Here is a 12,835-nt window from a genome sequence, read left to right on the forward strand (position 1 = left end):
CCCGGCGTCGAACTGATTTGAGCACTCCCCTGCATTAATCAAGAGGATGAATCATGAGTGACAAGGATAAACAGCCGTTGGCTGCGTCGGCTTCTGCCTCTCCGTTGGCTGAAACCGCCGATGCAGCGCTGCAGCATATCGTTGACGGCTTTTTGCATTTCCATCACGACGTCTTCCCCCAGCAGGAAGAACTCTTCAAGAAACTCGCCACGGCCCAAAGCCCGCGTGCGATGTTCATTACCTGTGCCGACTCGCGCATCGTGCCTGAGTTGATCACACAAAGTTCGCCTGGCGACCTGTTCGTGACGCGTAACGTCGGTAACGTAGTGCCGCCTTACGGCCAGATGAACGGTGGTGTGTCCACGGCTATCGAGTACGCGGTGCTGGCCCTGGGCGTGCAGCACATCATTGTCTGCGGGCACTCCGATTGCGGCGCCATGCGTGCGGTACTCAACCCCGCCAGCCTGGAGAAGATGCCAACAGTCAGGGCCTGGCTGCGGCACGCCGAGGTCGCAAGGTCCATGGTCGAGGACAACTGCGACTGTGCCAATGAAGGCGAGAGCATGAAAGTGCTGACTGAAGAAAACGTCATCGCCCAGTTGCAACACTTGCGCACCCACCCTTCCGTGGCTTCGCGCATGGCCAATGGTCAGCTGTTTATCCATGGCTGGATCTACAACATCGAGACCAGTGAAATCCGGGCCTACGATGCGGACCAGTCAGCGTTCCGATCGCTGAGCGGCGACGGGCCGATTCCTTCCGCGACGCCTAAAGCGCGCTTCTAAAACACTTCCCTGCCGGGTAAAGCGGTGGCTGCCATGGACGCAGCCAGGCTTTGCCGCGCCCGGCGAATGCCTCGGGAGAGTCATCATGCGTGCTGCTCAATTGAAAGCTGTACTGCCACGGGAGCTGCTGGCTTCCGTGGTTGTGTTTCTGGTCGCCCTGCCCCTGTGCATGGGGATCGCGATTGCCTCCGGCATGCCCCCGGCAAAAGGCCTGATCACCGGGATTATCGGTGGCCTGGTGGTGGGTTGGCTGGCGGGATCGCCGCTGCAGGTCAGTGGCCCGGCGGCGGGCCTGGCGGTGTTGGTGTTCGAATTGGTGCGCCAGCACGGCATGCTGATGCTCGGGCCGATCCTGTTACTGGCGGGCTTTCTGCAACTGGTGGCCGGGCGTTTGCGCCTGGGTTGCTGGTTCCGCGTCACAGCGCCGGCGGTGGTGTACGGCATGCTGGCGGGGATTGGCGTGTTGATTGTGCTATCCCAGATTCACGTGATGCTCGACGGCGCGCCCAAGCCTTCCGGGCTGGATAACCTGGCGGGGTTCCCGGCGGCGTTGGCCGAGGCGATCCCAGCCCTGGGCGGCGGCCTGGGGTGGCAGGCGGGATTGCTCGGCTTGTCGACGATGCTGGTGATGTACGCCTGGGACAAATTACGCCCGCAACGCCTGCGCTTTGTGCCGGGGGCCTTATTGGGTGTGGGCCTGACTACTGTGGTCAGCCTGGTGCTGGCGCTGCAGGTCAAGCGCGTGGAAGTCCCGGAAAACCTCGCGGATGCCATTGACTGGCTGCGTCCCAGCGACCTGCTCAACCTCGCCGACCCTCAACTGCTGATCGCCGCCTTTGCCGTAGCGTTCATTGCGAGCGCCGAAACCCTGCTTTCCGCTGCTGCGGTCGACCGTATGCACAGTGGTCAGCGTTCTGATTTTGACAAGGAATTATCTGCCCAAGGTGTAGGCAACATGCTCTGTGGTCTGGTCGGTGCCTTGCCGATGACCGGTGTGATTGTGCGCAGCTCGGCTAACGTGCAAGCCGGTGCGACCACCCGTCTGTCGGCTATGTTCCACGGCCTGTGGCTGCTGGCGTTCGTGCTGTTGCTGTCGAGTGTGCTGCAAAGCATTCCGGTGGCGAGCCTGGCGGGTGTGTTGGTGTACACCGGGATCAAGTTGGTGGACATCAAGGCGTTCAAGGCACTGGGACGTTATGGGCGGATGCCGATGTTTACCTACGCGGCCACGGCGTTGGCGATCATCTTTACCGACCTGCTGACCGGTGTGCTGGTGGGCTTCGGGTTGACGTTGGTCAAGCTGGCGTTCAAGGCGTCACGCCTGAAAGTGAGCTTGATCGATTTGCCCCAGGAAGGAGAGATGGAGTTGCGTCTGACAGGCGCGGCCACCTTCTTGAAGGTGCCGGCGCTGACCCAGGTGCTGTCGACGGTGCCTGCGGGGACCACCGTGCATGTGCCGTTGAGCAACTTGAGTTACATCGACCATTCCTGCCTGGAGTTGCTGGAGGAATGGGGGCGAGCCAATGCGGCCAAGGGCTCGACGCTGGTGATCGAGGCGCGTGGGTTGAAGCGAAGGCTGGAAGGTCGGGTCAGGATGACGACGGGGATAGGTTCCGCGCCAGCTTAACCACAAAGCAACCCTGTGGGAGCCGGGCAAACCCGGCTCCCACATTTGATCGTTTGCGACCCAGGAAATTAAGCCGGCTGATCCAGCGCCAGCTCAACCCCCAGCTGCCGCGACAGGCACGGCCAGCGCTTCCACGCCGCTTCCGTATTCGGGCTCTTGAGTGTCTCGCGATAAGCCTCCACCGACTCCAGCGCAAAGCTGTCTTCATTGAGCATTTCATCCACCGCGTGATGCACTGCTTCATCCAGTTGGTTGGCGAAGGTCTCGCCGATCAGTTGGTGGGCGATGACATTGGCCACCGTGGTATCCGCCGGAATCAACGGCTGGCCAAAGTGCTTGATGTACAGATCGTTCACCTCTTCAACCAACCGATGAGCCAGGTAAGCCTCGTCCAGCAGGCCGTCGAGCCCTTCATGGCCAGCCAGGATCGCGGGTGGCTGCAGGAAGAAATGCTCGGCAATCTTCAGCACCGGCTTGATCTGGCTTTCGATACCGGCTTCGCGGGCCACGTCGTTGGCGGCGTCCAGCAAATCCGGGACGAGGTCGATGTAGGCGCTGACAAAGCGGGTCATGACAATGTTGCGATCACCGTCAGCCAGGGAGATGGCCGAATGCAGGTGCGGCAATTGTTTTTCCAGTTGCTGGGCAAGCTGGCCCGTGGTGGCTTCGTGTTGATGGGCACGGGAAATCTGCTCGCGCAATGCGGCGGTGTTCATGAAGGCTCCAGTGATGCAGGCGTAGGAAAAGGGAGAGGATAAGGTAGCTCGTTTATACGAGCGCCTAAGACGCATTTGTCATAATTATTTCATGGTTATGCGCGCGCGTTATATCGAATTGCCATCGTTCGTCGGATAAACGATTCCGCACCCGGTTTTATTAGCCCAGACGCATCATTTCTACTCATTTGCCCCCACACATTGCGGGGTTGCAGAGCCTGTCTATACTCGGATTTGTACGCGATTAGCTGATGACGCCAGACTGCATAAGCAGGCAAGGCCAGGCGGTTGTAAGCAGTATGGAAGCCGCTCCCTTCGACGCAGGTGCAAACCGGCGGGATAACAAGAACGATAAGGGGAACCCGCAATGATGCGACATCCACACGTTTGGATGGGCCTCCTGTTGTGGTCGGTATTCGGTCAGGCACATGCCGCCTGGACAACGAATATGGCGCCAGGGGCGACAGAAGTCAGTCACGCTGTGTTCGACCTGCACATGACCATATTCTGGATCTGTGTGGTGATCGGCATCATCGTGTTTGGCGCGATGTTCTGGTCGATGATCGTTCATCGCCGGTCCACGGGCCAGGTCGCGGCCAAGTTCCACGAGAGCACCACCGTGGAAATCCTCTGGACGGTCGTGCCCTTGCTGATCCTGATCGCGATGGCCATTCCGGCCACCAAGACCCTGATCAATATCTACGACAGCAGTGAGTCGGATATCGATATCCAGGTCACCGGCTATCAGTGGAAGTGGCATTACAAATACCTGGGCCAGGACGTGGAGTTCTTCAGCAACCTGGCCACGCCCGCCGAGCAGATCCATAACCAGGCCACCAAGGGCGAACATTACCTGCTGGAAGTCGACCAGCCGCTGGTGCTGCCGGTGGGCGCCAAGGTGCGTTTTCTGGTGACGGCCGCCGACGTGATCCACTCCTGGTGGGTGCCGGCCTTTGCGGTCAAGCGCGACGCCATTCCCGGCTTCGTCAACGAGGCCTGGACCCGCGTTGAGAAACCCGGCATCTACCGTGGCCAGTGCGCCGAACTGTGCGGCAAGGACCACGGCTTCATGCCCATCGTGGTCGAGGTCAAGTCCAAGGCCGACTACGAGACATGGCTGGGCGAGCGCAAGGCAGAGGCCGCCAAGCTCAAGGAGCTGACCTCCAAAGAGTGGACGCTGGAAGAGCTGGTGGCACGTGGCGACAAGGTCTACCACACCACCTGCGTGGCCTGTCACCAGGCCGAAGGCCAGGGCTTGCCGCCGATGTTCCCGGCGCTCAAGGGCTCGAAGATCGCCACCGGCCCTGCGGCTGACCACCTGAGCATTGTTTACCACGGCAAGCCCGGCACCGCGATGGCGGCCTTCGGTAAGCAACTCTCGGAAGTGGACATCGCCGCCGTAGTGACCTACGAGCGCAATGCCTGGGGCAACAACAAAGGCGACATGGTCACGCCTAAAGACGTGCTGGCCATCAAGCAGGCGGAAAGCAAATGACCTCTCTCAAGGCGTTTACCTCGACCCGCCCCGCCCACCCGCTTGCAGGAGAACGGCCATGAGCGCTGTGATCGATGACCATGGTCACGCCGACCATGCCCACGGCCCCGCCAAGGGGTTGATGCGCTGGGTGCTGACCACCAACCACAAAGACATCGGCACCATGTACCTGTGGTTCGCCTTTGCTATGTTCCTGCTCGGCGGCTCGTTTGCCATGGTCATCCGCGCCGAGTTGTTCCAGCCTGGCCTGCAGATTGTGCAGCCGGCCTTCTTTAACCAGATGACCACCATGCACGGGTTGATCATGGTGTTCGGCGCGGTGATGCCGGCGTTCGTCGGCCTGGCCAACTGGATGATCCCGCTGATGATCGGCGCGCCCGACATGGCCCTGCCGCGCATGAACAACTTCAGCTTCTGGCTGTTGCCGGCAGCGTTCCTGCTGCTGGTCTCGACGCTGTTCACGCCCGGTGGTGGGCCGAACTTCGGCTGGACCTTCTACGCGCCGCTATCCACCACCTATGCCCCGGAAAGCGTGACGTTCTTCATCTTCGCGATCCATCTGATGGGCATCAGTTCGATCATGGGTGCGATCAACGTGGTCGCCACCATTCTCAACCTGCGTGCGCCGGGCATGACCTTGATGAAAATGCCGCTGTTCGTCTGGACGTGGCTGATCACCGCGTTCCTGCTGATCGCGGTGATGCCGGTGCTGGCGGGTTGCGTGACCATGATGCTGATGGACATCCACTTCGGCACCAGCTTCTTCAGTGCGGCTGGCGGTGGTGACCCGGTGCTGTTCCAGCACGTGTTCTGGTTCTTCGGCCATCCTGAGGTGTACATCATGATCCTGCCGGCCTTCGGCGCCGTCAGCTCGATCATCCCGACCTTCTCGCGCAAGCCGCTGTTCGGCTACACCTCGATGGTCTACGCCACGGCGAGCATCGCGTTTTTGTCGTTCATCGTGTGGGCGCACCACATGTTCGTGGTGGGCATCCCGCTGGTGGGCGAGTTGTTCTTCATGTACGCGACGCTGCTGATCGCCGTGCCCACGGGGGTGAAGGTGTTCAACTGGGTCAGCACCATGTGGCAGGGCTCGCTGACCTTCGAGACGCCGATGCTGTTTGCCGTAGCCTTTGTGATTCTGTTCACCATCGGCGGCTTTTCCGGGCTGATGCTGGCGATTGCACCGGCGGATTTCCAGTACCACGACACCTACTTCGTGGTAGCGCACTTCCATTACGTACTGGTGCCCGGCGCAATCTTTGGCATCTTCGCCTCGGCCTACTACTGGCTGCCGAAATGGACCGGCCACATGTACGACGAAACCCTGGGCAAGCTGCACTTCTGGTTGTCTTTCGTGGGCATGAACATGGCGTTTTTCCCGATGCACTTCGTCGGGCTGGCGGGGATGCCGCGGCGGGTGCCGGACTACAACCTGCAGTTCGCAGATTTCAACATGGTCTCGTCGATCGGCGCGTTCATGTTCGGCGCCACGCAGATCTTCTTCCTGTTCATTGTGATCAAGTGCATCCGTGGCGGTACGCCCGCACCGGCCAAGCCGTGGGATGGCGCCGAAGGCCTGGAGTGGAGCGTCCCCTCGCCTGCGCCGTACCACACCTTCACCACCCCGCCGGAGGTCAAGTGAACAGGATGACGGGAGGCTGCCATGGCTGACTCCGTGCCCACGAAGCGCCTGGTCACCCGCCTGCTGATCCTGGTGGTGGCGATGTTCGCCTTCGGCTTTGCGTTGGTGCCGATCTACGACGTGATGTGCAAGGCGTTCGGCATCAACGGAAAGACGGCTGGGCAGTACGAGGGCGAGCAGATCGTCGACCCAACGCGCCAGGTGCGGGTGCAGTTTTTGTCCACCAACGCCATCGACATGGTCTGGGATTTTTACGCCAAGGCTGACGAAGTGGTGGTCAATCCGGGTGCGGTGACCGAGATGCTGTTCGTGGCCCACAACCCCACCGACAAGCCGATGACTGCCCAGGCCGTGCCCAGTATTTCCCCGGCCGAAGCGGCGATGTACTTCCACAAGACCGAGTGCTTTTGCTTTACCCAGCAAGTGCTGCAACCGGGCCAGCGCATCGAGATGCCGGTGCGTTTCATTGTCGACCGCGACATGCCCAAGGATGTGAAGCATCTGACCCTGGCGTACACGCTGTTTGATATTACTGCGCGCCAACCGCCGGTGGCTGCCCACAGCGGCGGCTAGCTACTGTTTGCCCCCTCAATCAGGAGAGCGAATACATGTCATCTCATGATACGTACTACGTACCAGCGCAAAGCAAATGGCCAATAATTGCCACGTTTGGCCTGTTGATCACGGTGTACGGGCTGGGCCTGTGGTTCAACGACCTCAAGGCCGCGCGGGCGGAATCCCACGGTCCGTGGATCTTTTTCGTCGGCGGGCTGTTATTGGCCTACATGCTGTTCGGCTGGTTCGGCGCGGTGATCAAGGAAAGCCGCGCCGGTTTGTACAGTTCGCAGATGGATCGCTCTTTCCGCTGGGGCATGACCTGGTTCATCTTTTCCGAAGTGATGTTCTTTATCGCCTTCTTCGGTGCGCTGTTTTATGTGCGGCACATGTCGGCGCCCTGGCTGGCGGGTGAAGGCTCAAAGGGCATTGCGCACATGCTGTGGCCGAACTTTGAGTTTGCCTGGCCGTTGCTGAACAATCCCGACCCGAAAATGTACCCGGCACCGGAAGGCACCATCAGCCCGTGGGGCCTGCCGCTGGTGAACACCATTCTGCTGGTGAGTTCCAGCGTGACCATCACCATCGCCCACCACGCGCTGCGCAAAGGTCATCGCGGCGCGCTGAAACTCTGGTTGGCGATCACCGTGCTGCTCGGCCTGGCGTTCCTGGGGTTTCAGGCCGAGGAATACATCCACGCTTATAAAGAGCTGGGCCTGACATTGGGCTCGGGGGTGTATGGCGCGACATTCTTCATGCTCACCGGTTTCCACGGTGCCCACGTCACCATCGGCACGATCATTCTGTTCGTGATGCTGATGCGCATCCTCAAGGGGCACTTCAATGCCGAGCACCAGTTCGGTTTCGAGGCGGCCAGTTGGTATTGGCACTTTGTGGATGTGGTGTGGATCGGGCTGTTTTTCTTCGTCTATGTGCTGTGAGAAGCCTTACCACGGTGCGTGAGAGACCAGCTGGCCGCTGAAAAAGCCCCAGGCGATCAGCGCCACGGTGATCACGGCCAGTACGACACGCACGGTCAAGGCAGTGACGAGGCGATTGGAGTTGCCCTCGTCCTTGACCAGAAAGAACAAGCCACTGAACAGGCTCACAACGGTCGCGATCAGCATCAGGGCAATAGCGGCTTTGAGCATGGTCTGGCTCCAACGGGATGGGCGGGCAATGAAAACAAGTATAGCCAGCGCCATAAAATGCTTTCGGCCAGGAATCGCACCGACATTGGTGGTGTTGGTGCTGCTGCCGTTGATGGTCGGCCTGGGGTTCTGGCAGTTGTCTCGCGGCCATGAAAAACAGCTGCTGGTGGACAGCTACGCCGAGCGGCGCGGGGCAGATCCGATCAGCAGCGCACAACTTAGCGACATGGCGGACCCGGCCTTCCGCCGCGTTCGTCTGCGCGGCCAATTCGACGCCGAACACAGCGTATTCCTCGACAACCGCATGCGCGACGGCAAGGCCGGCGTAGAGCTGCTGCAACCCTTCCACGACCAGGCCAGTGGCCTGTGGCTGTTGCTCAATCGCGGTTGGCTGCCCTGGCCGGATCGGCGCACGCCACCCGCCTTCACCACGCCGGATCAGCCGGTGAATCTCGATGCCTGGGTGTACGTCGCTCCCGGCGAAACCTTCCAGTTGCACCCGGACCCTACGACCGCGCAATGGCCGCGTCTGCTCACGGCGTTGCACCCTGCCGCGCTCTGGGCCGAGTTGAGTCGCAACGGTTTCGCCTATGAGTTGCGGGCCGAAGCAGGCCCCGGCACCTACGAAACCACCTGGCCGATCGTCGCCATGGGACCGGAAAAACACTTGGCGTATGCCGTGCAGTGGTTCGCCATGTCGCTGGCGTTGCTGGCGCTTTACCTCTACCTCGGATGGCACAACAAAAAGGAGAAGCCCCATGGGAGCGGCCACGAATCCACTCAACATGTCTGAAGCCCCGAATCGGCGCAAAGGCCGCTGGCAGTTGATCCTGATCCTGATGATGGTGATCGGCCCGATGGCGCTGGCCACCTTCATGTACAAGCTGCAGTTCTGGGTGCCGGAAAGCCGCAGCTATCACGGCGAGATGATCGGCAACGGCCAGAGCCGCGCCGATATTGGCGTACAAACCGATGAGCAGCGCTGGCAACTGCTGGTGACCGCGCCCACTGCCTGCGCGGCGGATTGCCAGCAACTGGTGTACCTCGCACGCCAACTGCAAATCAGCCTGGGCCGTGATGCCTCCCGCGCCAGCCATGCCTTGGCCAGTGCGCAGCCGCTGAGCGCGGAGTATGAAATCAAGCTGAACGTTGAATACCCGCAACTGCAACGCTACCCGCTGGATTTGCCGACCTTCAGCAAAGGCGCCGCCGCGCCGGGTGACGCGCAGCTGTGGATCGTCGATCCCCACGGCAACCTGGTGTTGCGTTACGACGCCAAGGTCAAGGGCAAGGATTTGCTCAACGACCTGCGCCACCTGCTGAAACTGTCGAACATCGGATAAGGGCACCGTCATGGCCAAACCTGGATTTCGCTTCGCGTTGTTTGCCACCTTGTTGGCTTTGATCGTCGTGCTGCTCGGCGCCTATACGCGCCTGACCCACGCGGGCCTGGGTTGCCCGGATTGGCCGGGCTGCTACGGCTTCATCAGCGTGCCCAAGACCGAAGCCCAGTTGGCCCATGCCGAGCTGCATTTCCCCGATACGCCGGTGGAGGCCGACAAGGGCTGGGCCGAGATGACTCATCGCTACTTCGCTGGCACCCTGGGCTTGCTGATTGTGTTGCTGGCCGCGCGTTCCTGGAGTCATCGGCGTGATCCGGGCCAGCCGGTGAAGCTGCCGCTGTTCCTGCTGGCGGTGGTGTTTGCCCAGGCGGCGTTTGGCATGTGGACGGTGACGCTGAAGTTATGGCCGCAGGTGGTGACGGGGCATTTATTGGGCGGCTTTGCGACCTTGAGCCTGCTGTTTCTGCTGACCCTGCGCTTGTCCGGCGTATTGCCCGCGTTAATCGTGCCCAAGCGCCTGCAATACTGGGCGACGGCGGGCCTGGTGCTGGTGATCGGCCAGATCGCGCTGGGGGGCTGGGTCAGTTCCAACTACGCGGCGGTGGCCTGCGTTGATTTGCCGACGTGCCATGGCGAATGGTGGCCGGCAGCGGATTTCGCCAACGGTTTTCATCTCACCCAGCACATCGGGCCTAACTACCTGGGCGGCCAACTGGACAGCGAGGCACGCACCGCCATCCACCTGACCCACCGCATCGGCGCTGTCATCGTCAGCCTGGTGTTGCTCGGCCTGGCCTGGCAATTGCGCGCGGTGGGCATGACGCGTTTGGCGGGCTTATTGCTGGTCGTCCTGGCCGCGCAAATCTGCCTGGGCCTGAGCAATGTGGCTTTCGGGCTGCCGCTGGCGGTGGCTGTAGGCCATAACGCCGGTGGTGCCGCGTTGTTGCTCAGTCTGGTGCTGGTCAATTACCACGCCCGCACCAGCCTGGTCCGGGTGCGCAACCAACTGCCGTTCGGCTGGCGTTTTATCCCACGCAAACACGTATCGGGCCTCATCACCCTTAAAGGAGAGATGCCATGGCGACCTTGATCGGCGCGCGTCACGGCCAGGCAATCTGGCGTGACTACCTGGAGCTGACCAAGCCGAAAGTGGTGGTGTTGATGCTCATTACCTCATTGGTGGGGATGTTCCTGGCGACCCGTGCGGGTGTGCCGTGGACGGTGTTGGTGTTCGGCAACCTGGGGATTGCTCTGTGTGCGGGCGGCGCGGCGGCGGTGAACCATGTGGTGGACCGGCGGATCGACGCCGTAATGGCGCGCACCCATAAGCGGCCGTTGGCAGAGGGCCGTGTATCGCCGCTGGCGGCGCTGGCCTTTGCATTGTTTCTAGCTGTTGCAGGATTGGCGCTGCTGCTGGCGTTCACCAACCCGCTGGCAGCCTGGCTGACGTTGGCTTCGCTGTTGGGGTACGCCGTGATCTATACCGGCTTTCTCAAGCGGGCGACACCGCAGAATATCGTCATCGGTGGATTGGCAGGTGCTGCGCCGCCCTTGCTGGGCTGGGTCGCGGTCACCGGGCATATCAGCGCCGAGCCCCTGCTGCTGGTGCTGATCATCTTCGCCTGGACCCCGCCGCACTTCTGGGCCCTGGCCATTCACCGCAAGGAGGAATACGCCAAGGCCGATATTCCGATGTTGCCGGTCACTCACGGCGAGCATTACACCAAGGTGCATATCCTGCTCTACACCTTCGCCCTGCTGGCGGTGAGCCTGATGCCCTATGTGATCCACATGAGCGGCTTGCTGTACCTTGCGTGTGCACTGGTATTGGGCGGGCGCTTTCTGCAATGGGCCTGGGTGTTGTACCGTGGCGGTCGGCCACACGCGGCGATCAACACCTTCAAGTACTCTATCTGGTACTTGCTGCTGCTGTTTATCGCGCTGCTCCTCGACCACTACCTACTGTTGAACCTATGACTCGAACTCAAAAAACTGTCTTCATCCTGGTGGCCCTGGTGGCATTGATCATGGGCCTGACCGTTAACAAAGTGCTCTCGGGCAAGGGCCAGGGCGACCCCACTGCCTTGATCGACGCCGGCATTATCCTGTTGCCGCAAAGCCGTCAGTTGCCACCGGTGACCATGACCAACCAGGAAGGCCAGCCGGTGGTGGTCAACGAATTGAAAGGCAAGTGGAGCCTGTTGTTCTTCGGCTACACCTTCTGCCCGGACATCTGCCCGACCACCCTCGCCCAACTGCGCCAGATCAAGAGCGAACTGCCCAAGGACGTTGTGGATAAGTTGCAGGTGATCCTGGTCAGCGTCGACCCGAACCGCGATACGCCGACCCAGCTCAAGCAGTACCTGGGCTACTTCGACCCGCAGTTCCAGGGCCTGACCGGCGCGAATGTGGAGGATGTGCAGAAGGTTTCGAATGCCGTCAGCATTCCGTTCATACCGGCCGACACCAGCAAACCGAACTACACCGTTGACCACAGCGGCAACCTGGCGCTGATCGGACCGGACGGGACGCAGCGTGGGTTTATTCGTGCGCCGTTGAATAACCAGAAGCTCGTAGCGCAACTGCCGGTGCTGTTGCAGCGTAAATAAGCCGGACGCCAGCCTGGCCAGCACCACAAAACAAATGTGGGAGCGAGCAAGCCCGCTCCCACATTTTTTGATCTCCAGTGTTTGGGAGATCGAGTCAGGTCAGAACGCCGGCTTGATCGCGCCTTTGTACTTCTCTTCGATGAATTTCTTCACTTCAGGCGTGTGCAGGGCTGCAACCAGCTTCTTCACGGCGTCCGAGTCTTTGTTGTCTTCACGGGTCACCAGGATGTTCACATAAGGCGAGTCGCTGCCTTCGATGACCAGTGCGTCCTTGGACGGGTCCAGCTTGGCTTCCAGCGCATAGTTGGTGTTGATCAGCGCCAGGTCGACCTGGGTCAGCACGCGCGGCAGGGTCGCGGCTTCCAGTTCACGAAATTTCAGGTTTTTGCTGTTACCGGTGATGTCCTTGATGGTCGACAGGATGTTGGTCGGGTCCTTCAGGGTGATCAGGCCGTTCTTGGCCAGCAGCAACAACGCGCGGCCGCCGTTGGTGGCGTCGTTCGGGATCACGACATTAGCGCCGCTTGGCAGCTCATCCAGCTTCTTGTACTTGCTGGAGTAGGCGCCCAAGGGTTCCAGGTGCACGGCGCCAACGCTCACCAGGTGAGTGCCCTTGGCCTTGTTGAACTCATCCAGGTACGGCTGGTGCTGGAAGAAGTTGGCGTCCAGGCGCTTTTCAGCCACTTGTACGTTCGGCTGCACGTAGTCGGTGAAGACTTTGACCTGCAGGTCTACGCCTTCTTTGGCGAGGGCAGGTTTCACGAATTCCAGGATTTCCGCATGGGGCACCGGCGAAGCGGCGACTGTAATGGTCTCGGCGTGGGCGGAAAACGCGGCAACGGCGGCGAAAGCAACCAGTAGTTTTTTCATCCAACAAGCTCCTTGTTCGGGCATGTACCGGCGTGCGGC

The 12,835-nt window shown here is 60.7% G+C and carries 14 protein-coding genes; 11 read left to right on the forward strand and 3 right to left on the reverse strand.

Translation table 11 applies throughout. The annotated features are described in order from the left end of the window. The first annotated feature begins 53 nt into the window (after positions 1-53). On the forward strand, positions 54-785 hold the full coding sequence (locus ACP7C6_RS19020; protein ID WP_028618630.1) for a carbonic anhydrase: 732 nt from the start codon (positions 54-56) through the stop codon (positions 783-785). A gap of 85 nt (positions 786-870) precedes the next feature. After that, positions 871-2,412 carry a SulP family inorganic anion transporter gene (locus tag ACP7C6_RS19025; protein ID WP_028618631.1) on the forward strand — a complete coding sequence of 514 codons (1,542 nt, stop codon included), beginning with the start codon at positions 871-873 and terminating at the stop codon, positions 2,410-2,412. 68 nt (positions 2,413-2,480) lie between these two features. Here ACP7C6_RS19025 and ACP7C6_RS19030 read toward each other — a convergent pair whose 3' ends face one another. Continuing rightward, a complete protein-coding gene (locus ACP7C6_RS19030) occupies positions 2,481-3,128 on the reverse strand; it encodes a hypothetical protein (RefSeq protein ID WP_068937335.1) in 648 nt (215 codons plus the stop codon). 367 nt (positions 3,129-3,495) lie between these two features. On the opposite strand from ACP7C6_RS19030, the gene coxB reads away from it, so the two are divergent. The 4 genes from coxB to ACP7C6_RS19050 are packed head-to-tail and all read left to right on the forward strand — an operon-like array spanning position 3,496 to position 7,764. Further along, positions 3,496-4,623, forward strand: coding sequence for a cytochrome c oxidase subunit II (gene coxB, locus ACP7C6_RS19035; RefSeq protein ID WP_028618633.1), 1,128 nt, complete (start codon positions 3,496-3,498; stop codon positions 4,621-4,623). A 58-nt stretch (positions 4,624-4,681) separates the two neighbouring features. Continuing rightward, positions 4,682-6,268, forward strand: a complete 1,587-nt coding sequence (gene ctaD, locus ACP7C6_RS19040) for a cytochrome c oxidase subunit I (RefSeq protein WP_095014128.1) — start codon at positions 4,682-4,684, stop codon at positions 6,266-6,268. 21 nt (positions 6,269-6,289) lie between these two features. Next, positions 6,290-6,841: a cytochrome c oxidase assembly protein gene (locus tag ACP7C6_RS19045; protein ID WP_028618635.1), complete on the forward strand. Its 552-nt coding sequence runs from the start codon at positions 6,290-6,292 to the stop codon at positions 6,839-6,841. A 35-nt stretch (positions 6,842-6,876) separates the two neighbouring features. Continuing rightward, positions 6,877-7,764, forward strand: a complete 888-nt coding sequence (locus tag ACP7C6_RS19050) for a cytochrome c oxidase subunit 3 (RefSeq protein ID WP_028618636.1) — start codon at positions 6,877-6,879, stop codon at positions 7,762-7,764. Between the two features lie 6 nt (positions 7,765-7,770). On the opposite strand, the gene ACP7C6_RS19055 is transcribed toward ACP7C6_RS19050, so the two are convergent. Beyond that, complete coding sequence (locus tag ACP7C6_RS19055; protein WP_016978774.1) at positions 7,771-7,974, reverse strand: twin transmembrane helix small protein; 204 nt, start codon at positions 7,972-7,974, stop codon at positions 7,771-7,773. Between the two features lie 28 nt (positions 7,975-8,002). Between ACP7C6_RS19055 and ACP7C6_RS19060 the strand changes: the two genes are divergently transcribed. Genes ACP7C6_RS19060 through ACP7C6_RS19080 form a run of 5 tightly spaced genes read left to right on the forward strand, consistent with a single transcriptional unit; the run spans position 8,003 to position 11,926 of the window. Further along, entirely contained in the window at positions 8,003-8,767 is a 765-nt protein-coding gene (locus tag ACP7C6_RS19060) for an SURF1 family protein (RefSeq protein WP_426109104.1), read from the forward strand. Beyond that, positions 8,733-9,317 carry a hypothetical protein gene (locus tag ACP7C6_RS19065; protein ID WP_068937338.1) on the forward strand — a complete coding sequence of 195 codons (585 nt, stop codon included), beginning with the start codon at positions 8,733-8,735 and terminating at the stop codon, positions 9,315-9,317. The genes ACP7C6_RS19060 and ACP7C6_RS19065 overlap by 35 nt, the downstream gene beginning before the upstream one ends. 10 nt (positions 9,318-9,327) lie before the next feature. Next, positions 9,328-10,407, forward strand: a complete 1,080-nt coding sequence (locus ACP7C6_RS19070) for a COX15/CtaA family protein (protein WP_426109105.1) — start codon at positions 9,328-9,330, stop codon at positions 10,405-10,407. Beyond that, a complete protein-coding gene (cyoE, locus tag ACP7C6_RS19075) occupies positions 10,395-11,294 on the forward strand; it encodes a heme o synthase (protein ID WP_028618640.1) in 900 nt (299 codons plus the stop codon). Before ACP7C6_RS19070 ends, cyoE begins: the two co-directional genes overlap by 13 nt. Beyond that, the gene (locus tag ACP7C6_RS19080) at positions 11,291-11,926 is read left to right on the forward strand and encodes an SCO family protein (protein ID WP_028618641.1); all 636 of its coding nucleotides are present in this window, start codon (positions 11,291-11,293) and stop codon (positions 11,924-11,926) included. The genes cyoE and ACP7C6_RS19080 overlap by 4 nt, the downstream gene beginning before the upstream one ends. 99 nt (positions 11,927-12,025) lie before the next feature. Here the strand turns inward: ACP7C6_RS19080 and ACP7C6_RS19085 are convergent, their stop codons facing one another. Continuing rightward, on the reverse strand, positions 12,026-12,796 hold the full coding sequence (locus ACP7C6_RS19085; RefSeq protein WP_028618642.1) for a MetQ/NlpA family ABC transporter substrate-binding protein: 771 nt from the start codon (positions 12,794-12,796) through the stop codon (positions 12,026-12,028). Positions 12,797-12,835: the final 39 nt, after the last annotated feature.

This window comes from Pseudomonas sp. TWR1-1-4 (genome assembly GCF_049897165.1).
Lineage (GTDB): Bacteria > Pseudomonadota > Gammaproteobacteria > Pseudomonadales > Pseudomonadaceae > Aquipseudomonas > Aquipseudomonas canadensis.